The organism is Pseudomonas sp. P4_D7, from assembly GCF_056401755.1.
Map to the genome: position 1 here is coordinate 68,814 of NZ_JBFUIR010000006.1, position 20,791 is coordinate 89,604.

At 59.4% G+C, this 20,791-nt stretch carries 20 protein-coding genes; 9 read left to right on the forward strand and 11 right to left on the reverse strand.

Annotation, left to right across the window (positions count from 1 at the left end):
- Positions 1 to 42 precede the first annotated feature (42 nt).
- Positions 43 to 1,368, reverse strand: a complete 1,326-nt coding sequence (locus AC1DVF_RS06630) for a sigma-54 dependent transcriptional regulator (RefSeq protein WP_186623310.1) — start codon at positions 1,366 to 1,368, stop codon at positions 43 to 45.
- A 355-nt stretch (positions 1,369 to 1,723) separates the two neighbouring features.
- Between AC1DVF_RS06630 and AC1DVF_RS06635 the strand changes: the two genes are divergently transcribed.
- From AC1DVF_RS06635 to nhaB, 3 genes are all read left to right on the forward strand, one after another.
- Positions 1,724 to 1,990: a hypothetical protein gene (locus AC1DVF_RS06635; protein WP_095048857.1), complete on the forward strand. Its 267-nt coding sequence runs from the start codon at positions 1,724 to 1,726 to the stop codon at positions 1,988 to 1,990.
- Positions 1,991 to 2,270: 280 nt separating this feature from the next.
- Complete coding sequence (locus tag AC1DVF_RS06640; RefSeq protein WP_460128637.1) at positions 2,271 to 3,572, forward strand: NHL repeat-containing protein; 1,302 nt, start codon at positions 2,271 to 2,273, stop codon at positions 3,570 to 3,572.
- A 73-nt stretch (positions 3,573 to 3,645) separates the two neighbouring features.
- Positions 3,646 to 5,148 (forward strand): sodium/proton antiporter NhaB, encoded by a 1,503-nt coding sequence (gene nhaB, locus AC1DVF_RS06645; RefSeq protein WP_093432826.1) that lies wholly within the window; start codon positions 3,646 to 3,648, stop codon positions 5,146 to 5,148.
- 124 nt (positions 5,149 to 5,272) lie between these two features.
- On the opposite strand, the gene AC1DVF_RS06650 is transcribed toward nhaB, so the two are convergent.
- From AC1DVF_RS06650 to gnd, 3 genes are read right to left on the reverse strand one after another with little or no spacing between them, the layout of a single operon-like run.
- Positions 5,273 to 6,094: an HAD family hydrolase gene (locus AC1DVF_RS06650; protein WP_099759080.1), complete on the reverse strand. Its 822-nt coding sequence runs from the start codon at positions 6,092 to 6,094 to the stop codon at positions 5,273 to 5,275.
- Entirely contained in the window at positions 6,091 to 7,614 is a 1,524-nt protein-coding gene (gene zwf / locus AC1DVF_RS06655) for a glucose-6-phosphate dehydrogenase (RefSeq protein ID WP_093432830.1), read from the reverse strand. Before zwf ends, AC1DVF_RS06650 begins: the two co-directional genes overlap by 4 nt.
- Entirely contained in the window at positions 7,611 to 8,591 is a 981-nt protein-coding gene (gene gnd, locus AC1DVF_RS06660; RefSeq protein WP_093432832.1) for a phosphogluconate dehydrogenase (NAD(+)-dependent, decarboxylating), read from the reverse strand. Before gnd ends, zwf begins: the two co-directional genes overlap by 4 nt.
- A gap of 273 nt (positions 8,592 to 8,864) precedes the next feature.
- On the opposite strand from gnd, the gene AC1DVF_RS06665 reads away from it, so the two are divergent.
- The 3 genes from AC1DVF_RS06665 to AC1DVF_RS06675 all read left to right on the forward strand — a co-directional run bounded on the left by AC1DVF_RS06665 (position 8,865) and on the right by AC1DVF_RS06675 (position 11,488).
- A complete protein-coding gene (locus tag AC1DVF_RS06665) occupies positions 8,865 to 9,047 on the forward strand; it encodes a DUF6026 family protein (protein WP_007914840.1) in 183 nt (60 codons plus the stop codon).
- A 209-nt stretch (positions 9,048 to 9,256) separates the two neighbouring features.
- Positions 9,257 to 11,005, forward strand: a complete 1,749-nt coding sequence (locus tag AC1DVF_RS06670) for a phosphoethanolamine transferase CptA (protein ID WP_320336830.1) — start codon at positions 9,257 to 9,259, stop codon at positions 11,003 to 11,005.
- Positions 11,006 to 11,278: 273 nt separating this feature from the next.
- On the forward strand, positions 11,279 to 11,488 hold the full coding sequence (locus tag AC1DVF_RS06675) for a hypothetical protein (protein ID WP_093432836.1): 210 nt from the start codon (positions 11,279 to 11,281) through the stop codon (positions 11,486 to 11,488).
- 325 nt (positions 11,489 to 11,813) lie between these two features.
- On the opposite strand, the gene AC1DVF_RS06680 is transcribed toward AC1DVF_RS06675, so the two are convergent.
- The 7 genes from AC1DVF_RS06680 to AC1DVF_RS06710 all read right to left on the reverse strand — a co-directional run bounded on the left by AC1DVF_RS06680 (position 11,814) and on the right by AC1DVF_RS06710 (position 17,539).
- Complete coding sequence (locus AC1DVF_RS06680; protein ID WP_093432839.1) at positions 11,814 to 12,311, reverse strand: GNAT family N-acetyltransferase; 498 nt, start codon at positions 12,309 to 12,311, stop codon at positions 11,814 to 11,816.
- A gap of 121 nt (positions 12,312 to 12,432) precedes the next feature.
- Positions 12,433 to 13,014, reverse strand: a complete 582-nt coding sequence (locus tag AC1DVF_RS06685; protein WP_427120101.1) for a DinB family protein — start codon at positions 13,012 to 13,014, stop codon at positions 12,433 to 12,435.
- Between the two features lie 18 nt (positions 13,015 to 13,032).
- Positions 13,033 to 14,148 carry a cell division protein ZapE gene (gene zapE / locus AC1DVF_RS06690; protein ID WP_460090819.1) on the reverse strand — a complete coding sequence of 372 codons (1,116 nt, stop codon included), beginning with the start codon at positions 14,146 to 14,148 and terminating at the stop codon, positions 13,033 to 13,035.
- 22 nt (positions 14,149 to 14,170) lie between these two features.
- Positions 14,171 to 14,512: a nuclear transport factor 2 family protein gene (locus AC1DVF_RS06695; RefSeq protein WP_477782250.1), complete on the reverse strand. Its 342-nt coding sequence runs from the start codon at positions 14,510 to 14,512 to the stop codon at positions 14,171 to 14,173.
- Between the two features lie 52 nt (positions 14,513 to 14,564).
- Positions 14,565 to 15,281 carry a helix-turn-helix transcriptional regulator gene (locus tag AC1DVF_RS06700; RefSeq protein ID WP_099759072.1) on the reverse strand — a complete coding sequence of 239 codons (717 nt, stop codon included), beginning with the start codon at positions 15,279 to 15,281 and terminating at the stop codon, positions 14,565 to 14,567.
- A gap of 190 nt (positions 15,282 to 15,471) precedes the next feature.
- Positions 15,472 to 16,431: an agmatinase gene (gene speB / locus AC1DVF_RS06705; RefSeq protein WP_095126277.1), complete on the reverse strand. Its 960-nt coding sequence runs from the start codon at positions 16,429 to 16,431 to the stop codon at positions 15,472 to 15,474.
- A gap of 16 nt (positions 16,432 to 16,447) precedes the next feature.
- Positions 16,448 to 17,539 (reverse strand): polyamine ABC transporter substrate-binding protein, encoded by a 1,092-nt coding sequence (locus AC1DVF_RS06710; protein ID WP_477782251.1) that lies wholly within the window; start codon positions 17,537 to 17,539, stop codon positions 16,448 to 16,450.
- Between the two features lie 99 nt (positions 17,540 to 17,638).
- Between AC1DVF_RS06710 and AC1DVF_RS06715 the strand changes: the two genes are divergently transcribed.
- From AC1DVF_RS06715 to AC1DVF_RS06725, 3 genes are all read left to right on the forward strand, one after another.
- Positions 17,639 to 18,538 carry a LysR family transcriptional regulator gene (locus AC1DVF_RS06715; protein WP_477782252.1) on the forward strand — a complete coding sequence of 300 codons (900 nt, stop codon included), beginning with the start codon at positions 17,639 to 17,641 and terminating at the stop codon, positions 18,536 to 18,538.
- Positions 18,539 to 18,753: 215 nt separating this feature from the next.
- Positions 18,754 to 20,220 (forward strand): nucleobase:cation symporter-2 family protein, encoded by a 1,467-nt coding sequence (locus tag AC1DVF_RS06720; RefSeq protein ID WP_034156004.1) that lies wholly within the window; start codon positions 18,754 to 18,756, stop codon positions 20,218 to 20,220.
- A 67-nt stretch (positions 20,221 to 20,287) separates the two neighbouring features.
- The gene (locus tag AC1DVF_RS06725; protein ID WP_093432857.1) at positions 20,288 to 20,761 is read left to right on the forward strand and encodes an LEA/WHy family protein; all 474 of its coding nucleotides are present in this window, start codon (positions 20,288 to 20,290) and stop codon (positions 20,759 to 20,761) included.
- The last annotated feature ends 30 nt before the right edge of the window (positions 20,762 to 20,791 follow it).

Genomic DNA, 20,791 nt, shown 5'->3' on the forward strand with positions numbered 1-20,791 from the left:
GTAGGAACTGCCGCAGGCTGCGATCTTTTGATCTTCAGGTATCTAGCGAATCTGGTGTTTATGCAGCAGGCGATAAAACGTCGGCCGAGACACCCCGAGCACTTTGGCCGCCACACTGAGATTATCGCTGTGCCGGTTCAACACATCACACAACGCCTGGCGTTCGGCGCGGGTCTTGTAATCTTCCAGCGTGCCCATCGGTGTGGCGATCGAGTGCTGACTGATCAAGCCCAGATCCCGGGCCTCGATCTGCCGCCCTTCAGCCAACACCAAACCTCGTCGCACACGGTTGGCCAGTTCACGGACGTTACCCGGCCAGTCATGTTTGCCCATGGCAATCAGCGCGTCTTCGCTGAAGCTACGCGGGCGGCGACCGGTTTCATGGCTGTAGAAGTGGGAAAAGTGGTTGGCCAGCATCGAGAGATCACCATGGCGTTCACGCAACGGCGCGGTGACCACTTGCAGCACGTTGAGCCGGTAATACAGGTCTTCGCGAAAACGTTTCTTCTCGATGGCCGCCTCAAGATCGACGTGAGTCGCCGCCAGCACACGCACATCCACCGGGATCGGCTGGCTGCCGCCGACGCGTTCGATGTGTTTTTCCTGCAAGAACCGCAGCAGATTGGCCTGCAGTTCAAGGGGCAAATCACCGATCTCATCGAGAAACAGCGTGCCGCCATTGGCTGCCTCAATGCGCCCGACCTTGCGCTGATGCGCACCGGTAAACGCGCCTTTCTCGTGGCCGAACAGCTCGGACTGAATCAAATGTTCGGGAATCGCCCCGCAATTGATCGCCACAAATGGTTTGCTGTGACGTTGGGATTGCCGATGCAGCGTGCGCGCGACCAGTTCTTTGCCGGTACCGCTTTCACCGCGGATCAGCACCGGCGATTCGGTCGGTGCCAGTTTGCTGAGTAACTTGCGCAATTCGCGGATCGGCCTGCTGTCACCGAGCAGTTCATGTTCGGGCTGATCGACATGAATCGTGCCCTGCCCACGCAAGCGCGCCATGCCGAATGCCCGGCCAAGGGTGACCTGCACCCGCGACACGTCGAACGGCAAGGTGTGGAAATCGAAAAACCATTCACAGACGAAGTCACCGACGTTCTGTAAACGCAGGACTTCCTGATTGAGCACGGCGATCCATTCAGTGCCGCTGCGACTGATCAGCTCCTTGACCGCCTCGGGGCGTTCGAGATGAAACGGCTGTAATCGCAACAAGCCGACATCACAACTGCGGTCGGCGGCATTTTCCAGGGTGCAACTGTCAACATCCCAACCTACGGCGCGTAATCCGGGCAATAAGCGGTGGCAGTCGTCGCACGGATCGACTACCAATAAACGTCGTAACGCTGGCGCTTCGCTCATGACTGTTCCTTGGCGCCAAATTATTAGAAATGATTGTAAAAACAGTCATTTGGCAGACCCGACTGTAACATTAGCAAGATTTTGACAGCGCCTTGTATCGATTGCTTATAGGTGTACAAGCAAACGCGTTATAAGAAACCAGGTTGTTAGTTAGCTATCGACTAAATTGCTGTTTCAACCTTTCAGTGAGCTTTCAAAAACCTGGCAACAATGCAACACCCTGAAAGAAAGTTGAAATTTCTTTGTTTCATGTGTGACCTGCCTACCGGTTCGGTGCATCAGTACAAGTACCAGCCGAACGGTAAGCCCAACCGACGGCACATCATTTGATTGGGCACGACAGAGAGAAAACCCCATGACCGCCCCGCTCCGTATCAACGAAGCTCTTTTGATTGCCAACCACGCGTTCAAACCGTTCCAGTGCGTGGCCTGGGCGCCACAAGACGGCAATGGCGAGCTCAGCCTGACCGTGATCGACCGGACCAACTCGCACATCGGTCGCAAACAGATCCCGAGCAGCGCCTACTCCGATCCAGCGCAACTCGAGCAACTGTTGGAGCAGGCTCGCGCTGAACTCAGCGAAGAAGGTTACAGCTTGCAATCCTGGTCGATGCCACACTAACAGCCGGGCGATGCGGATGACGCTCAGGTCATCCGCCCTACTCGGTTAGTTCCAATCTTTTTAACGCTCCGTACTTTTGCACAACTATTTGCAACTTGTTCAGGCGTAACTGCTTGGCCGGCTTGCTATTGGTTCAAAAAGACACTGTTCTGGCACAGTGCGACCGTCCATCTGTTAGTTCTTACAGTTGTACTTCTCCCGGTTCAGGGATTGAATGTTTCGCTCATGCAGTTACCCGCCCGGTTCCCGGTACCAGGTCAACTCGCAAGGAGATGCGTGCATGTCCACTCTGAACACTTTCGCGCTGCCGGTGGCATCAACTTCTTTATTGAGCCGAGCCGGTCAACTCGACAGAACATTTGCCGCTAACGGCGTTGCTCAAGTGTATTTCGCTGGCAGTGTGTCCAGCCTGACCGAGGACATCGCCCTCGATGTGCAGGGACGGGTGCTGGTCGCAGCAAAGGTCGGCCTCGCCACCGGTAGCCGATTCGGCCTGGCACGGATGCTTGCCGATGGCTCGGCCGATCTGACCTTTGGCGATCAAGGCAGCGTGATCGAAACCTTTGCCCCGGGCTTTGAAGCCACGGCCGGTAAAGTCCGGGTACTCCCCGACGGACGCATCCTGCTCGCCGGCCTGCATTATGAAAACGCTCATCGCACCTTGCCGGCTCTGGCCATGTTTGACGCACAGGGCAAGCCGGATCTGCGCTTCGGTGACAACGGTCGTCAGGTAGTGCGCCTGCCCGGCGACTTGTCCATGGGCAGCCGTGATGCCTGGCTACCGCCGGGCGTCCCGGGTGCTGAAGCCTGCGACTTTGTAGTCCAGGACGACGGCCATATTCTGCTGATCGCCAATCACCATTTCGAACTCGCCGACCATGCCGGCATGCTGATTCGCCTCAAGCCCGACGGCAGCCTCGATGAAACCTTCAACGGCCGCGGCTTCGTGATGATTCGCCACTTACTGCTCAACACCTGGCTCAGCAGCCTGCTGTTGCAAAAGGATGGGCGAATTGTAGTGGCCGGCTCCATCGACTTTCCGCAGGAAGGTTTGTTGGCGCGCTACCTGCCCGACGGTCGCCTCGACGAACGTTTTGCCGTGGACGGCTTCATGGCGTTCAAGGCTCACGGGCAAAGCGCCCAGGTCAGTCAGGTCCTGGAATCGGCCGATGCACTGCATTGTTTCGGCAGCAGTCGCGACCCGATTCGGTGCATGGCGTACAGCCTGCACACCAACGGTCGACCGAACCTGCACCATCACGGCGTGCAACCACAGTTGCTGGAAATCGGCCCGAGCGGCTGCCAATGGAGCGCCGCCCAGCGCATGGCGGACGGCCGCATCATCGCGGTCGGTGCAACCATTGGCGGATTCGAAGCGGATTTTATTGTTGCCCGTTACCAGAGGGACGGCGGCCTGGATCACAGCTTCGGTGACGGCAAAGGCTGGCTGCGCACGCGTCTGGGGCGCAGTCTCGACACCGCCAACTCGCTGGCCGTGCAAGCGGACAATGCCATCCTCGTCGGCGGTTATTCATTGGATGGCAACTACCGAGCCATGGTGGCGCGTTACCTGAACCATTGAAAAACACGCACTGTACTTGATCTTCCGCAACGCATCCGGCAACTTGCGCGCTTCTAAAGACAAGGAGCAGCCGATGTCCGGTTCAATGGCCCAGGCGTTCGCGCAAAATTTTCTCGGGCACTCGCCACGTTGGTACAAGGCGACCATCGTCGGTTTCCTCATCCTCAACGCCGTCGTGCTGTTCAGCGTCGGCCCGGTCGCGGCCGGCTGGTTGCTGGTGATCGAATTCATCTTCACCCTGGCGATGGCGCTCAAGTGCTATCCGCTGATGCCCGGCGGTTTGTTGTTGATCGAAGCACTGCTGCTGAAGATGACCACCCCCCAAGCGCTTTACGATGAGCTGGTGCACAACTTCCCGGTGATCCTGCTGCTGATGTTCATGGTGGCCGGTATCTACTTCATGAAAGATCTGTTGCTGTTTCTATTCTCGCGCCTGCTATTGGGCGTGCGTTCAAAAGCGATACTGGCCTTGCTGTTCTGCTTTCTTTCCGCGTTCCTGTCGGCATTTCTCGATGCATTGACGGTGACTGCGGTAATCATCAGTGCGGCGGTCGGGTTCTATTCCGTTTATCACCGTGTCGCGTCGGGCAACGACCCGCGCCAGGACAGTGAGTTTGCTGACGACCGGAACCTGCCGAAACTTCACCATGACGATCTGGAACAATTCCGTGCGTTCCTGCGTAGTCTGTTGATGCACGGCGCGGTCGGTACGGCGCTGGGCGGTGTCTGCACACTGGTGGGCGAACCACAAAACCTGCTGATCGGCCACGAAATGGGTTGGCACTTCGCGGAGTTCTTCCTGAAAGTCGCGCCGGTATCGATACCGGTGCTGGCAGCGGGTCTGGTCACCTGCGTGTTGCTGGAGAAGCTGCGCTGGTTCGGCTACGGCACACTGCTGCCGGACAATGTTCGCGCCGTGCTGGCCAACTACGCCGCCGAAGACAATGCCGAGCGCACAGCGCGCCAACGCGCAGCCCTGCTGGTGCAAGGCGCGGCGGCACTGATCCTGATCGGCTGCCTGGCCTTTCACATCGCCGAAGTCGGTTTGATCGGGTTGATGGTGATTGTGTTGATCACCGCGTTTACCGGCATCACCGACGAACATCGTCTGGGCAGCGCATTCAAGGACGCCATGCCGTTCACGGCGTTGCTGGTGGTGTTTTTTGCGGTGGTCGCGGTGATTCACGATCAACAGCTGTTTGCGCCGTTGATCGAGTGGGTGCTGGCCCTGCCGGTCGAGCAACAGCCGGGCATGCTGTTTATTGCCAACGGCCTGCTGTCGGCGATCAGTGACAACGTGTTTGTCGCCACGATCTACATCACCGAAGTGAAACAGGCGTTCCTCGCCGGCCACATGAGCCGCGAGCATTTCGAGACGCTGGCGATCGCGATCAACACCGGCACCAACCTGCCAAGCGTGGCGACACCGAATGGCCAAGCCGCATTCCTGTTCCTGTTGACCTCGGCGATTGCACCGCTGGTGCGTTTGTCGTATGGGCGGATGGTGTGGATGGCGTTGCCGTACACGTTCGTCATGGGCCTGCTGGGCTGGTACGCGGTGAGCTATTGGCTCTGATCAACACCGCGTAAAAACTGTAGGAGTGAGCCTGCTCGCGATAGCGGTGTGTCAGCCCAGGAAATGGTGACTGATACATTGCTATCGCGAGCAGGCTCACTCCTACATTTGGTTTTGCGTGCTTTCAGCGAGGGAGGATGTATTTCTCGATCGCTTGCGCCACGCCGTCTTCAGTGTTCGGCGCGGTGACCACGTCGGCTTGGCGCTTTACGGCGTCCTCCGCCTGGGCCATGGCTATCGAAAAGCCTGCACAATGGAACATCGCCGGGTCGTTGCCGCCATCGCCGATGGCCGCTGTCTGCGCCAATGGAATACCGAGATGTTCGGCCAGCGTCGCCAGCGCGGTGCCTTTGTTGGCTTCCAGCGCCGTGACGTCGAGATACACCGGTTGCGAACGCGACACTTGTGCCATGCCATTGACCTTGGGCAACAGGCGCGCCTCCAGTTCGATCAACAGCTCAGTGTTGTTACTGGTCGCGACGATCTTGTCGATGCGCTCAAGATACGGCTCGAAACTCTCCACCACCACCGGCGGATAACCGAGGCCATGCTGCTCGCGCGGCACCATTGGCCCGTGCGGATCCTTGAGCAGCCAGTCGCCGCCGCTGAACACCCAGATCTCGACTTCCGGCTGATCAGCAAACGTGGCCAGCGCAATCAGCGCGGTGCTGGCCGGCAGGTAATGCGCGACCAAAAGACTGCCGTCAGGATTGACGATAGTGCCGCCATTGAACGCCGCCGTCGGCAGATCAACACCCAAGGCTTCGATCTGCTGCAACATGGCTTTCGGCGGTCGACCGGTGGCGAGGCTGAACAACACGCCCGCCTCACGCAGCGAACGCACTGCTTCGATGGTGCGCTGGCTCAGCGTGTGATCGGGCAGCAGCAGCGTGCCGTCCATGTCACTGAGCAGAAAACGGATAGGTTGTTGCGGAAAGTCACTCATCCGAGGCCATGCCAGACGCGACCATCGCGAGTCAGCAGGTCTTCAGCAGCCTGCGGGCCGTCCTCACCAGCGGCATAAGTCTGCACGCTCGCATCCTGCTGCCAGGCGTCGAGGAACGGCTGCACGGCACGCCAGCCGTTTTCGATGTTGTCGGCGCGCTGGAATAACGTCTGATCGCCGGTCAGGCAGTCATAGATCAGGGTTTCGTACCCGGTCGACGGCTGCATCTCGAAAAAGTCTTTGTAGGCAAAACCCAGCTCGATGTTGGCCATGTTCAACGCCGGCCCCGGCCGTTTGGCCAGCAGGTCGAACCACATGCCTTCGTTGGGCTGGATCTGGATGCGCAGGTAAGTCGGCTGCAATTCGTCGACTTCGGTATCACGGAACTGCGCGTACGGCGCCGGTTTGAAGCAGATGACGATCTCGGTGTCGCGCACGCTCATGCGCTTGCCGGTGCGCAGGTAGAACGGCACGCCGACCCAGCGCCAGTTGTCGATCATCACCTTCAGCGCCACGTAGGTTTCGGTGTTGCTGTCAGGCGAGACGTTGGGCTCCTGGCGATAACCGCTCAGCGGCTTGCCGTCGACCTCACCGGCGCTGTACTGACCGCGCACCGAGTTGGCCCGCGCCTCTTCAGTGGTCCACGGACGAATTGCCCCCACAACCTTGGCTTTCTCGCCGCGCACCGCGTCGGCGCCAAACGCGGCCGGCGGTTCCATGGCGACCATGGCCAGCAACTGGAACAGGTGATTGGGCACCATGTCACGCAGGGCGCCGGTGTGTTCGTAAAAACTGCCACGGGTTTCGACGCCGACGGTTTCAGCGGCAGTGATCTGCACGTGGTCGATGTAGTGATTGTTCCAGAAGGCTTCGAACAGGCTATTGGAGAACCGGCTGACCAGAATGTTCTGCACGGTTTCCTTGCCCAGATAATGGTCGATCCGATAGATCTGCTTCTCGGACATCACCTTGAGCAAACAGGCGTTCAACGCTTCGGCGGTTTGCAGATCGGAGCCGAACGGCTTCTCGATCACCACCCTTCTGAACGCTTCGGGAGTTTCCTCCAGTAATTTGGCAGCGCCCAGTCGGCGCACCACTTCACTGAAGAAACGCGGCGCGGTGGCCAGGTAGAACACCGCATTGCCGGTGCCGCTGTCGGCGATTTTCGCCGCCAGCGCGGAATAAGTGCTGTCGTCCAGGAAGTCGCCCTGGACGTAGCTGATACCTTTGGCGAGCTTGGCCCACAAGGCCGGATCAAGCATCTGATCGCCCTTGCCGACCTTCGCCGCCACTTCGGTGCGGATGAAATCTTCGAGCTTCTGCGCGAAGGCTTCATCGGTAATGGCGTTGTGGTCAACGCCGACGATCCGCAGATTGTCGTCAAGCAAGCCGTCGCGACTGAGGTTGTACAGCGCCGGCATCAGCAAGCGCTTGACCAGGTCGCCGTGGGCACCGAACAAAAACAGCGTGGTCGGTGGTGCGGGTTCTGCCTTGGATTTTCTGCGGATCGTATGGGTCATTTCTTCGGTGTCTCCACGTGGCCGCCGAAGCCGAAGCGCTGGGCCGAAAGAATCTTGTCGCCAAAGGTGCCCTGACCGCGCGAGCGGTAGCGCGAGAACAGCGAGTTCGACAGCACCGGTACCGGCACTGCTTGTTCCATGGCCGCTTCGATGGTCCATTGACCTTCACCGCTGTCGGCAACCGAACCGGAGAAACCGTCGAGCTTCGGATCGCTGGCCAGTGCATCGGCAGTCAGGTCGAGCAACCACGACGACACCACGCTGCCACGGCGCCACACTTCAGCGATGTCGGCCACGTTGAGGTCGAAACGCTGATCTTCCGGCAGGCGCTCACTGGACTTGGTCTTGAGGATGTCGAAGCCCTCGGCGAACGCGGCCATCATGCCGTACTCGATACCGTTGTGAATCATCTTCACGAAGTGCCCGGCACCGGCGGGACCGGCGTGGATGTAGCCGTGTTCGGCGCGGTGGTCGTCGGACTGGCGATCCTTGGTGCGCGGGATATCACCCATGCCCGGCGCCAGAGCAGCGAACAGCGGGTCGAGGCGCTGCACGGTTTCGGCGTCACCGCCGATCATCATGCAATAGCCACGTTCCAGGCCCCAGACGCCGCCGGAGGTACCGACGTCGATGTAGTGCAGGCCTTTCTCGGCCAGAGTTTTGGCCCGGCGGATGTCATCCTTATAGTTGGTGTTGCCGCCGTCGATGATGGTATCGCCGGCTTCGAGCAAAGTGCTCAGGGTGTTGATGGTGTCTTCGGTCGGCGCGCCGGCCGGCAACATGACCCAGACCGCACGCGGTTTGGCCAGGCCGGCAACCATTGCCGGCAAGTCGGCGACGCCGGTGGAGCCCTCGGCGACCAGGTTCTCGATGAAAGCGGTATTGCGGTCGTAAACAACGGTGGTGTGACCGTTGAGCATCAGACGTCGCGCAATATTGCCGCCCATGCGGCCCAGTCCAATAATCCCGAGTTGCATGTGCTGATGCTCCTTACTACAAATAAATGTGTGTCATTGGTTATAGCCCAACGCGACTGATGGAGGTTAGTCCAGAGCGTTGCGATGAAGTTTCCGGGCATTGTGCCCGATCCAGACTGATAACGCCCCGAATCCTGCCGAAGACACACCGACCATGAAAAATAAAAAAGTTCCATTCACAGGCAAAAGAAATCAAAATCGGCGCCGATAGTAAGTCAGTACCCCAAAGCGGGGACGACCTACAGTTGATGCACGCCATTTGCGAGGTGAGCAATGGGCACAGTACACACAGCAATGCCGCCACAAACCCTGTACGTGACAATCCGTCGCGATGAATTGCGCCAGTTGAAAGACGAACGCGACCAGTTGAAACAGGAGCTGGCGCAGCTGCGCCTGTTGACCCAAGGTGTGCAGCCGCAACCTTTGCCGGTCGTTCAGCGTCACCCCCACGCCTGATCCCCGCCTGTTTCGGGAACGGCCACCGCTGTTCCCGACATGATCCATCGCTGCCCGCCTCTCTATAGAGCAAAGCGGCAACTCACAAACTTTTCACATTCTCTTCGTAATACTCCGCCCCATTCTGGCCGTACCTGCGCGTACGGCCTCCGTTCGTCGGCTTCATGGATGTTCCGGCGGTGGTTGTAACGAGTGAGCTGGAGCGCCGAATGGCATTGTTCAAACGCAGCAAAACGACTGCGACAGGTTTCGACTGGGCCGGTTTTATCTGGCTGTTTGTATTCTTCTGGTACTTCTCGGGTATCACCCAACTGCTGATCCAGCTGACCGGCACCTCCGGCTTCAGCGGATTCCGTCAGGCGTTCTTCATGAGCGCGCTGTGGCTGGCGCCCATGCTGCTCTTCCCCAAACGCACCAAACTGCTCGCTGCCGTGATCGGCGTGGTGTTGTGGGCCTGCTCGATGGCCAGTCTTGGCTATTTCTTCATTTATCAGCAGGAATTCTCGCAAAGCGTCATCTTCATCATGTTCGAGTCGAACATCTCTGAAGCCGGCGAGTACATGACCCAGTACTTTGCCTGGTGGATGGTGGTGGCGTTCCTTGCCCATACCGCATTCGCGTATTTCCTGTGGACCCGCCTGCGCCCGGTGTACATGCCCCGTGGCCGTGCGCTGGTCGCGGCGACGGCGATCGTGATCGCGGTGGTCGGCTACCCACTGGTCAAGCAAACCCTGCGCATGGGCACCTTCGCCCAAGGCTTCGAGAAATTCGAAACCCGTATCGAACCGGCGGTGCCATGGCAGATGGCCGTGGCCTACCACCGTTATCTGGATACCCTTGCCGACATGCAGGGCATGTTGCATAACGTGAGCAAGATCCCGCCGCTGAAAAACCTCAAGGATGCCTCGGCCGACCAGCCGAAGACCCTGGTGCTGGTGATCGGTGAATCGACCAACCGTCAGCGCATGAGCCTTTATGGCTATCAGCGCAACACCACGCCGGAACTGGACAAGCTCAAGGATCAACTGGCGATCTTCGATAACGTCGTCACCCCGCGTCCGTATACCATCGAAGCGTTGCAGCAAGTGCTGACCTTCGCTGACGAAGAGCATCCGGATCTGTACCTGTCGACGCCGTCGCTGGTCAGCATGATGAAACAGGCTGGCTACAAGACCTTCTGGATCACCAATCAGCAGACCATGACCAAGCGCAACACCATGCTCACCACGTTCTCCGAACAGGCCGACGAGCAGGTGTACCTGAACAACAACCGCAACCAGAACGCCGCGCAGTACGATGGTGATGTGATCGAGCCGTTCAACAAGGCGTTGGCTGACGCCGCGCCACGCAAGCTGATCGTTGTGCATTTGCTCGGCACGCACATGAGCTATCAGTACCGCTATCCGCCGACGTTCGACAAGTTCCAGGACCGCACCGGCGTACCAGCCGGCGTGCGTGACGACCAGGTCCCGACCTACAACAGCTACGACAATGCCGTGCTGTACAACGACTTCGTGGTGTCGAGCCTGATCAAGGATTACGCCAAATCCGATCCGAACGGCTTCCTGCTGTACCTCTCGGACCACGGTGAAGACGTGTTCGACTCAGTGGGCCACAAGACTCTGGGCCGCAACGAAAACAAACCGACCGCGCCGATGTACACCATCCCGTTCATGGCCTGGGCGTCGCCGAAGTGGAAAGCCAACCACGACTGGAACTTCGCCGCCGACCTCGATCGTCCGTACAGCAGCTCGCATCTGATCCACACCTGGGCTGACCTGGCCGGTTTGAGCTTCGATGAACTCGACCACAGCAAGAGCCTGGTCAGCGACAGCTTCAAGGCTCGCCCCCTGCTGATCGGCGACCCGTACCAGACCGAGCAGCGTGCGCTGATCGACTTCAGCTTGATGAAGCCGAAGAAACCCGACGCCGCGCCGGCGGATGTCGCGCAGAAGTAACACCAGAAGGGGCCGAAACCGGCCCCTTTTTCATGTCCGCAGAAAACTCATCCAGCCGGCCTCGAATTTCGATTGTTACCTCTGCCCCATCCAATGCGTCGCCACGGTCAGCTCTGACAGGTGCCCCCCGTTCCCGACTATCAAATGTTCTGCAACATGCTGCAAAAACTCCACTGAACGGGCGTTAACCCCGAGTTAATTCAGGCCTCCCAGACTCTCTTTCGAGATCTGCTTCATGGACGAACGGCTCCCACTTGTTCAGTAGGAGGCACCATGAAAATCACTACCGCAATCCTTGCCGGGCTATTTGCCTTGGGTTCTGCCAGCGTTTTTGCCGAGGGCGGCGCTGAGCGTATGCGTTATTACTACGACAATTTCCCGGTTCACCAGGCCCAGAGCGAGCAGAAGAGCGACGCCAACGCGAAGGAAATTCGCGTTCCCGCCGATCAGACGGCGCAAGTGACCGAGTCGTATCGCGACTGAGATTGACCGAGCAACCGATGGACCTTCCGTGGCTCCGCTCTGGCCTGGAAGAAGACAGTTTGGCGCCCTGATTGGGGCGCCTTTTTTTGGGGTTCATTCAGTCGATTAGTCAGGATTGGATGTCCGGCTTTTGATTTGTGGTGAATTCGCCCCTCACCCCAGCCCTCTCCCGAGGGAGAGGGAGCAGTTTTGTGGGCTGTTCAGAACCTGAGTTCGGCTCGATGTTTCAGGTCGGCGTACGTTGCCCAAACACCTCGGTCAGTCCCCTCTCCCTCTGGGCGGTCCGACGTTTCGGGAGGGTTAGGGTGAGGGGCATTTCAGGCTTTCAGGCCTGCAGATTCTTGATCCAGAACAGCATACGCCCGTGATCCGGGTCGAACATGCCCGGCGCAAAGCCGAATTTGCTGTAGGCATTCTGCGCCACGGCGTTGCCTTCCAGCACTTCGAGGGTGATTTTGCAGCAACCGCGCTGGCGAGAAATTTCCTCGACTTTCTGCAGCATCTTCTGGCTCAGGCCGAGACCGCGAAAGCGGCCCACCACCGCCACGTCATGGACGTTGACCAGCGGCTTGCAGGCAAACGTGGAAAACCCTTCAAAGCAGTTCACCAGCCCCGCCGGTTCACCACCGACAAAGGCCAGCACACTGAACGCATGCGGGCGCCGGGCCAGTTCTTCGGGCAGCCGACGCAGCAGCTCAGGGTCGAGCGAATGACCGCCGCCCATTGGGTCTTCTGCATAGTGGTTGAGCACGATACCGATGGCCTCGGCGTGCGTTGGATTGCTGTAGCTGGCCTGAAGTACAAGAATTTCTGCGGAATCCATTTCCATCCCCGAACACAAAAGCCCCGGCGCGCAAAGTGCGTACTGAAAGGCTGCCTGACATTAGCGCGGGGGTGATCGGGCGGGCAACCGACAAATGCAAAAGACTTTTGCTGTTTACCCGTCAGTGCCCCCAGATCAACTCTTCGGTCCAGCCCAGTTCGGCAAAGTCCTCGGCGCGTAGACTGCTCTCGCCGACGCAGAAAAACTCATCCAGTTGCGGCGGTTTCACCACGGTATCGCTGAGCATCGCATGCACCTGCCCCCGGTGATGAAGCTGATGCTCGAACAGGTGCGAAAGCATGCGCAAGCGGCTGTCGTGCTGCGGCGTATCACGGGCGATAGTGACGATGCGGGTAAGATCGGCATCGCGCAATTGTTCGCAATAGGCGATCAGCCGCCGATCAACATGAGCCTGCTCTTCGCGCAGTTGCGGGCCGTCGGCAAACGGCTCGTCCACGTTGAAAAACACGTAGCAATCGGGGTGCGGTTCAGCTCCGCGCAGCTCGCGCTCCAATGCATCGACGTAGAACCAGTCGCAGGTGAGGATGTGATTGAGGGTCAGACGAATGCTCGGAAAAAAACTCACCCGAGGCGCCGCCAGATCCGTCGCACTCAACTGCGTCCAGGCCTTGGCCAGACGATGATTGGCCCAGGCATTCTGGTATGCCATGGTCAGCAAATGATGGGATAACGCTTGGCTCATGTCGGCGCCCTCTTCCATTCAAGCTTCGGCAAAACGCTGCAGCTGCATCTCCTGCAAGCGACTGAGGGTGCGGCGGAACGGAAATTCCAGATAACCCTCGGTGTACAGCGCATCCATGGGTACTTGCGCTTCGATGTACAGCGGCACCTTACGGTCGTAGCACTCGTCGACCAGCGCAATGAAACGCCGCACGCCGTCGTCGTGAACCGACAATTGCGGTAACTCACGGTCGCCCGCAACTACCCGCTGCGCGGCGTCTTCAGTGCCGCGCGCGATTCGCCCTTCGCGTTTCTGCGCACTGAGATTGGGTACTTCGCTCAACAGAATAGCCGTGTAGCGGTCGCACAACGCGATGAAATCCATGGCGGCGAACGGCTGCTCGCAGAGATCGGCGTAGCGGCACCACAACACCGTTTCACTGGCCTGGACTACGTTCAACTGGCGATGACCGACCGCCACCGGTTCGGCGCTGGCTGCTTGGCCGGCGGTCAATGCCTGAAAGACTTCCTCTAGCGCACTCACCGCAGACGTGGCGACAAAGTAGCGTTGCAGACCTGCCCCCGGATGCAAGCGATGATCCTCGGCGCCATTCACCGCAACCACCTGCATATGCGCCTTGATCGCGGCAATCGCCGGCACAAACCGGTCGCGATTGAAGCCATCGGCGTAAAGATCATCCGGCGGCAGATTGGACGTACAGACGATCACCACGCCTTCGTCGAACATCACTTGAAACAACCGACCAAGAATGATCGCGTCACCGATGTCGTTGACGAACAACTCATCGAAACACAGCACCCGCACCTCGGCCGCCAGCTCCCTGGCCAGCGCACGCAACGGATCGGCAATCCCGGTCAACTGGAATGAACGCTGATGGACCCAGCCCATGAAGTGATGAAAGTGTTGGCGTCGCGCCGGCACCCGCAGGCTCTGATAGAACTGATCCATCAGCCAGGTCTTGCCGCGCCCGACCGGCCCCCACAAATAAACGCCGCTGACCGAGGCGGCCCCGGCGTGCAGCGCTTCATGGCATTTTTGCAGTGCCCAGACCGCGTGTTCCTGGGCTTCATCCTGGATGAAACCCTTGTGTTGAACGGCGTGTTGCCAGGCGCTGAGAGGAGAGTCGAAAGTCATGCGCGGCAGTATGCCACGATGGTTACAGGGAAATATCCAGTCGGGCGATTTTCCCCTGCTCGTTCAAGCGAAACGTGTAGCGCAGCTGCGCCGGGCTGCCGGGGAAAGTTCCGGAAATCAGCCCGTTTACCAGCACTTTGCCGGTGCGCTGCTGCACGTCCAGCACTTCGACCCGTGGCTGATAGCGCTGCCCGGTGTCGTGCATCCATTGCGCGATGGCTTGCGGGCCGAACTGATGTTGGCCCTCGTCGAACACGTTGGCATCCTCGGCAAAAAAACTGGCGACCCTGGAAGTATCGCGTGCGTTGGCCGCATCGATATACGCAGCAATCGCCGGGGCCAGTGCAGAGACGGGATGAGACATGGTTGCAGCTCCTTTTTGTTTGGTTCTGCGACCATCCTAAAACAGCGTTGCGTCAGTTTTTGTCAGGAGTGAAACGTCCGCTTTCATCCAGTTGCATCTGCTCGCGCCATGTGCGCAACAGATCGCTGCGCCGTCCCGGATAACCCTCGCCCTGGCGGCTGGCTGCGCTGATGCGGTCGGTACGAAACGTACGATAGGCGCTGCGCAACTCGCACCACGCAACGATGATTCGCACCTCATTGAGGAAGCCCAGCGCCAAGGGCCAGATCAACCGCTGGCTGGCCACCTGTTGCGCGTCGGCGTAATCGATGTGCAGTTTGGCCTGGTCGCGGATGGCATGGCGAAACACGTTCAACGGCACGGCGTTTTGCGGAAAACCATAACCCGGCGGGCCCGCCATCACGGTGGGATTGCGCAGCGCTTCCTGGGCCTGCGGATCGAGCACGGCAGCAATTTTCGCCAGCGCATCCGCTGCGGCTTTGCCGAGGACTTCGTCACCGCGCTGATCGACGTAACGCAAACCGAGGACGATGGCTTCGGTTTCGTCGGCATTGAGCATCAGCGGCGGCAGAAACAAGCCGCTGCGCAACACATAACCGATCCCCGCTTCGCCATGGATCGGCGCGCCGAGGGCGGTCAGTTCCGCGATATCGCGATAAAGCGTGCGCTCGGACACTTCCAGCTCGGCAGCCAGGGTCGCCGCCGTCACCGGGCGCTTCTTGCCGCGCAGCACTTGCAGCAAAGTCAAAAGACGAGTGGTACGCGACACGTTGGGGCAGGCTCTGGAGGGCAAAGATGTTCGAGCTTAGCAGAGGCTGGTGTCAGAAACTGGCAGGAGCCTTGGCTGAAAATGTGGGAGCGAGCCTGCTCGCGAAAGCGGCGGGTCAGTCAACAAAGATGTTGGTTGAGCTGACGCCTTCGCGAGCAGGCTCGCTCCCACAGGGGTTATCGTGTGCGGGTTAAATATCAACCTTGTGGCGGGCGGCGTAGAGGCAGAGCATTTCCATCGCCAGTGTGGCAGCGGCCAGTGAGGTGACGTCGGCGTGATCGTAAGCCGGGGCGACTTCCACCACGTCCATCCCGACCAGATTGATGCCGCGTAAACCGCCAAGAATCTCCAGCGCTTGCGCGGTGCTCAAGCCGCCGCACACCGGCGTGCCGGTGCCAGGTGCAAACGCCGGATCGAGGCAATCAATATCGAACGTCAGGTACACCGGGTTATCGCCAACCCGCGCGCGGATCGCTTCGACAATGGCGTCGCAACCACGTCGATGCACCTGCCGGGCATCGAGTACCTGAAACCCCATGTGATCGTCATTGGTCGTGCGCAAGCCGATCTGCACCGAGCTTGCCGGATCCACCAGCCCTTCCCGAGCGGCGTGCCAGAACATCGTGCCATGATCGACCCGCTTGCCCTCTTCGTCCGGCCAGGTGTCGCTGTGCGCATCGAAGTGAATCAGCGACAACGTCCCATGTTTGCGCGCGTGAGCCTTGAGCAGCGGGTAGCTGATGAAGTGGTCACCGCCAAACGTCAGCATCGCGCTGCCAGCGGTCAGAATGTGCTCGGCGTGAGCTTCGATGCTTTGCGGAATGCTGTGTGGCGCGCCGAAATCGAAATCGCAGTCGCCATAATCGATGACCGCCAGATGATCGAACGGGTCAAACGTCCACGGCCAGTGGCGTTCCCAGGCAATTCCGGTGGAAGCGGCGCGAATCCCGCGTGGTCCGAAGCGGGCGCCGGGACGGTTGCTGGTGGCGGTGTCGAACGGCACGCCGCTGACCGCGACATCGACGCCGCGCAAGTCACGGCTGTAGCGCCGACGCATGAAACTGGTAATGCCGGCGTAAGTACTTTCGGCGGCGGTGCCATAGAGGCTGTCGCGGGTCATGGCCTGGTCGTTTTGCATAGGCACATCCATCGTGGGGCTCCTGTTGTTATTGATGACTACGGAAAGTGGTCCACAAGCGCGTGCGCTGGCGCATGTCCTTGAGGCTCATGCTGCGATCGGCATACAGCCGCGCGCGAACTTCGCTCGGCGGATAGATGTCGGGATCGTTACGCACGGCCTCATCCACCAACGGCGTGGCGGCCTGGTTGGCGGTGGCAAAAAACAGTGTGTTGGTCAGTTCGGCCACGGAATCGGGGCGCAGCATGAACTCGATGAACGCCCGCGCGGCTTCGGGGTGCGGCGCGTCTTTGGGAATGGCCAGATTGTCCTGCCACACCAGCGTGCCTTCCTTGGGAATGCGGTAGGCCACTTCGTACGGTTTATTGGCCTTGTGCGCCTGATCAGCGGCCATGCTCGCGTCGCCGTTGTAGGTCAGCGCGAGACACACGTTACCGCTGGCCAGGTCATTGATCTGCCGGCCGCTGGCGACATAGAGCACCGACGGCTGGAGTTTCTGCAACAACGCCTCGGCGGCGGCCAGGTCGTTTTTGTCGGTGCTGTAGGGATCCWTGCCCAAGTAATGCAGGGCCAGACCGATGACCTCCTGCGGCGAATCGAGGATCGCGATACCGCAGTCCTTGAGCTTGCTGGCGTTCTCCGGTTTGAACAGCAGATCGAGGCTGTTCAGCGGCACATCAGGCAGCCGCTGCTTCACGGCCTCGACGTTCATGCCCAGACCCAGCGTGCCCCAGGTGTACGGCACGCCATAGCGATTGCCGGGGTCGACAGCGGCCATTTTCTCCAGCAAATCCGGATCAAGATTGGCGTAGCCCTTGAGGCCCTCATGAGGGATTTCTTTCAAGGCGCCGGCCGCGAGTCCCCGCGCCAGAACGCTGGACGACGGCACCACCACGTCGTAACCACTGCCGCCGGTGAGCAACTTGGTTTCCAGCACCTCGGAAGTATCGAAGGTGTCGTAACGCACATGAATACCGGTTTCCTGCTCGAACCGTTGCAGGGTTTGCGGTGGCACGTAATCGGCCCAGCTGTAGAGATTGAGTGTCTTGTCCTCGGCCTGAGCCTGAACAGCCACCGACAACAAAAGCGCGGGGAAACACAGCTTGAACACGGGAGCCATGACGAACACCTGACCAGAGGAAGTGGTTGCAGGATGCGCCGTCGGATACATTAGAAAAATTTTCTAATAATTATCCTGACTTTATCCAGGAGTAATGTGATGTTGGGTCAACTCCACGACGTGGACTTGCAACTGTTGCGCCTGTTTGTGCGGGTGGTCGAGTGCGGTGGCTTCAGCGCAGCCCAGGGTGATCTGGGCCTGAGCCAGTCGAGCATCAGCCAGCAAATGGCTAAACTCGAAACTCGCCTCGGCTATCGTCTGTGCAGCCGTGGCAAGGGCGGTTTCAGTGTCACGCCCAAGGGCGAGCAGTTACTGATCGCGGTGCGCACGCTGTTTGAATCGATTGAAACGTTCCGCCATCAATCCAACGGCGTCGCCGRGCGCTTGATCGGTGAAGTGCGCCTGGGGATTTCCGAGTCGGTGGATCAATCGGTGCTGCAGCGGGTGGCGGCGGCGATCCGGCGTTTTCGCGAGCGTGATGAGTCGGTGCGCATCGAACTGATCAGCGCCATGCCTGGCGAGATGGAGCGGCTGCTGTTGCAACAGCGGTTGGACTTGGCGATCGGCTATTTTTCGCAGGTGCAAAGTGCCTTCGACTATCGCCAGTTGTTCAGCGAAACCCAGCATTTGTACTGCGCTGCCGGCCATCCCTTGTTCACTGATGACGCACCCAGCGATGCCGCGTTGCAGGCCTGCGACCGGGTCGATCACCCCTATCGGTTTTTTCGCAGTGACGAGCCGTTTCAGGGCAAGGTCTGCTCGGCGCGCTCGGAGCAGGTTGAAGGCACGCTGACCTTCATTTTGTCGGGTAAACACGTGGGGTATCTTCCGGATCACTATGCGCGGAGCTGGCAAGCGAAGGGCCTACTGAAGCCGATCCGTGAGGGCGAGTTGAGTTTCGAAGTCGACTTTCATCTGGCCCGGCATCGGGCGCAGGTGCCGGGGGATGCGCAAAAAGCTTTTGAACAGGATTTACTGGGCGCATTCAATCTCGTGTAGGAGCTGCCGCAGGCTCGGGCCGCGATCGGACGATCTTTTGATCTTAAAAGATCGCAGCCTCGTTTCACTCGACAGCTCCTACACGGGCGTTTGCCGTAGCGACCCATAAAACCTGACCTTTCAGGCAGTTATTGCTCGTTGCCCTTACCGCCCTCTTCCGGCATTCTGCGCCTCCATTTTCTGACCCGGCCCCGCCTCGCGGCGCGCAAAACACCATGACCGCCTCTGAAAAAGCCCCGCGCAACAACGACCTGATTTACGGCCTCAACGATCGTCCGCACCTGACCGCCACAGTGTTTGCCGCGCTGCAACACGTGCTGGCCAGCTTCGTCGGCATCATCACCCCGACCCTGATCATGGGCGGCGCCCTCGGTCTGCAAAGTGAAATTCCCTACCTGATCAGCATGGCGCTGTTCGTTTCCGGGCTTGGCACCTTTGTGCAAGCCAAGCGTTTCGGCCCGGTCGGTTCGGGGTTGTTGTGTCTGCAAGGCACCAGTTTTTCCTTTATCAGCGTGATTCTCAGCGCCGGGTTCATGGTCAAGGCGCGCGGTGGCGGCACCGATGAAATCCTCTCGACGATCTTCGGCGTGTGCTTTTTTGCCGCGTTCATTGAGGTGGTGCTGAGCCAGTTCATCGGCAAACTGCGCATGCTGATTACCCCGGTGGTCACCGGCACCATCATCACGCTGATGGGGCTGTCGTTGATCAAAGTGGCGATGACCGACATTGCCGGCGGTTTCGGCGCGCCGGATCTGGGCGCAGCCAGCCATGTGTTTCTGGCGGCGCTGGTGATAGGCACCATCGTTGTGTTGAACCGCGTCGACGTGCCGTTTCTGCGCTTGGGCGCGATCGTTATCGGCCTGACCCTTGGCTACGTAGTCGCATGGCTGATGGGTACCGTGGATTTCGCCTCGATGCCAGAGGTGCCGCTGGTCAGCGTGCCAGTGCCGTTCAAGTACGGTTTCAACTTCGACTGGGTGGCGTTCGTGCCAGTGGCGGTGATTTTCCTCGTGTCGCCGCTGGAGGCCGCGGGTGACCTGACCGCCAACTCGATGATTTCCCGGCAACCGGTCAAAGGCCCGCTGTACATCCGGCGGATCAAGTCCGGCCTGCTCGCCGACGGCCTCAACTCGGCCATGGCCGCCGTGTTCAACAGCATGCCAATGGTGACCTTCGCGCAGAACAACGGCGTGATTCAGCTCACCGGCGTGGCCAGCCGTTACGTGGCCTTCTTCATTGCCGGTTTGCTGGTGCTGCTGGGACTGTTCCCGATGATCGGCGCGGTGTTGCAACTGATGCCGAAACCGGTACTCGGCGGCGCCGAACTGGTGATGTTTGGCACTGTGGCGGTGGCCGGGATCAAGATCCTCGCCGAAGCCGGTCTGCATCGACGCAACATGCTGATCGTGGCGATTTCGCTGGGCATGGGCCTCGGTATCGCGGCGGTGCCGGAAGTGTTGCGCGAACTGCCGCAAGCGCTGCGCAACATCTTCGAATCACCGATCACTGTCGGCGCGTTGTGCGCTATCGTGCTGAACATCTTCCTGCCGGAAGAATTCATTGAGCTGGAAGAAGACGATTTCGACCCGGAAGCTTCTATTCTTCAGGTCATGGAAAATCCGGATATGCCGGCCAAAGGTGAACCTGCCCCAGCGGCGGCTGTCGCACAGTTGAACCGCTAACGTCTGGCCTTCAATAGAAAGGGCTGAGCCGGCGACGGTTCAGCCCTTTTTTGTTGAGAGACCGTTTATGCGCCGTTTTCAAGCCGTCATTCTGTCACTGCTTCTGCTGTCCCTCAGCGCCTGTGCGCTATTCCCCAACCGTGATCCGGTGAACATCAACGTAGTCGGCCTCGAACCGTTGCCGAGCCAGGATCTGGAAGTGCGCTTCGCCATCAAGATTCGCGTACAGAACCCCAATGAGACGGCCATCGACTACAACGGCATCGCGCTGGATCTGGAGGTCAACGGTCATTCACTGGCCTCGGGTGTCAGCGATCAGAGCGGTTCGATCCCACGCTTCTCCGAAACCATTGTCAGCGTGCCGGTCAGCATCTCGGCGTTCTCGGTACTGCGCCAGACCTTGGGCCTGAGCCAGACGCAAACCCTCGACAATCTGCCCTATGTGCTGCGCGGCAAGCTTGCCGGCGGCCTGTTTGGCACCATGCGTTTTGTCGACAGCGGCAAGCTCAGCCTGCCCAAGGCCACTGCCGCGACCTGGTAAAAATGCGTTAGCCTGCTTCTTTCCCCAAAG

What these genes read in the sequence shown, in the direction of transcription:
- AC1DVF_RS06680 (WP_093432839.1), bottom strand. Translation starts at nt 12,311, where the DNA reads ATGGATTCCGCAGAAATTCTTGTACTTCAGGCCAGCTACAGCAATCCA.
- gnd (WP_093432832.1), bottom strand. Translation starts at nt 8,591, where the DNA reads ATGCAACTCGGGATTATTGGACTGGGCCGCATGGGCGGCAATATTGCG.
- AC1DVF_RS06630 (WP_186623310.1), bottom strand. Translation starts at nt 1,368, where the DNA reads ATGAGCGAAGCGCCAGCGTTACGACGTTTATTGGTAGTCGATCCGTGC.
- AC1DVF_RS06640 (WP_460128637.1), top strand. Translation starts at nt 2,271, where the DNA reads ATGTCCACTCTGAACACTTTCGCGCTGCCGGTGGCATCAACTTCTTTA.
- AC1DVF_RS06650 (WP_099759080.1), bottom strand. Translation starts at nt 6,094, where the DNA reads ATGAGTGACTTTCCGCAACAACCTATCCGTTTTCTGCTCAGTGACATG.
- AC1DVF_RS06720 (WP_034156004.1), top strand. Translation starts at nt 18,754, where the DNA reads ATGACCGCCTCTGAAAAAGCCCCGCGCAACAACGACCTGATTTACGGC.
- AC1DVF_RS06675 (WP_093432836.1), top strand. Translation starts at nt 11,279, where the DNA reads ATGAAAATCACTACCGCAATCCTTGCCGGGCTATTTGCCTTGGGTTCT.
- zapE (WP_460090819.1), bottom strand. Translation starts at nt 14,148, where the DNA reads ATGACTTTCGACTCTCCTCTCAGCGCCTGGCAACACGCCGTTCAACAC.
- AC1DVF_RS06635 (WP_095048857.1), top strand. Translation starts at nt 1,724, where the DNA reads ATGACCGCCCCGCTCCGTATCAACGAAGCTCTTTTGATTGCCAACCAC.
- nhaB (WP_093432826.1), top strand. Translation starts at nt 3,646, where the DNA reads ATGTCCGGTTCAATGGCCCAGGCGTTCGCGCAAAATTTTCTCGGGCAC.
- AC1DVF_RS06665 (WP_007914840.1), top strand. Translation starts at nt 8,865, where the DNA reads ATGGGCACAGTACACACAGCAATGCCGCCACAAACCCTGTACGTGACA.
- AC1DVF_RS06695 (WP_477782250.1), bottom strand. Translation starts at nt 14,512, where the DNA reads ATGTCTCATCCCGTCTCTGCACTGGCCCCGGCGATTGCTGCGTATATC.
- speB (WP_095126277.1), bottom strand. Translation starts at nt 16,431, where the DNA reads ATGGATGTGCCTATGCAAAACGACCAGGCCATGACCCGCGACAGCCTC.
- AC1DVF_RS06670 (WP_320336830.1), top strand. Translation starts at nt 9,257, where the DNA reads ATGGCATTGTTCAAACGCAGCAAAACGACTGCGACAGGTTTCGACTGG.
- AC1DVF_RS06725 (WP_093432857.1), top strand. Translation starts at nt 20,288, where the DNA reads ATGCGCCGTTTTCAAGCCGTCATTCTGTCACTGCTTCTGCTGTCCCTC.
- zwf (WP_093432830.1), bottom strand. Translation starts at nt 7,614, where the DNA reads ATGACCCATACGATCCGCAGAAAATCCAAGGCAGAACCCGCACCACCG.
- AC1DVF_RS06685 (WP_427120101.1), bottom strand. Translation starts at nt 13,014, where the DNA reads ATGAGCCAAGCGTTATCCCATCATTTGCTGACCATGGCATACCAGAAT.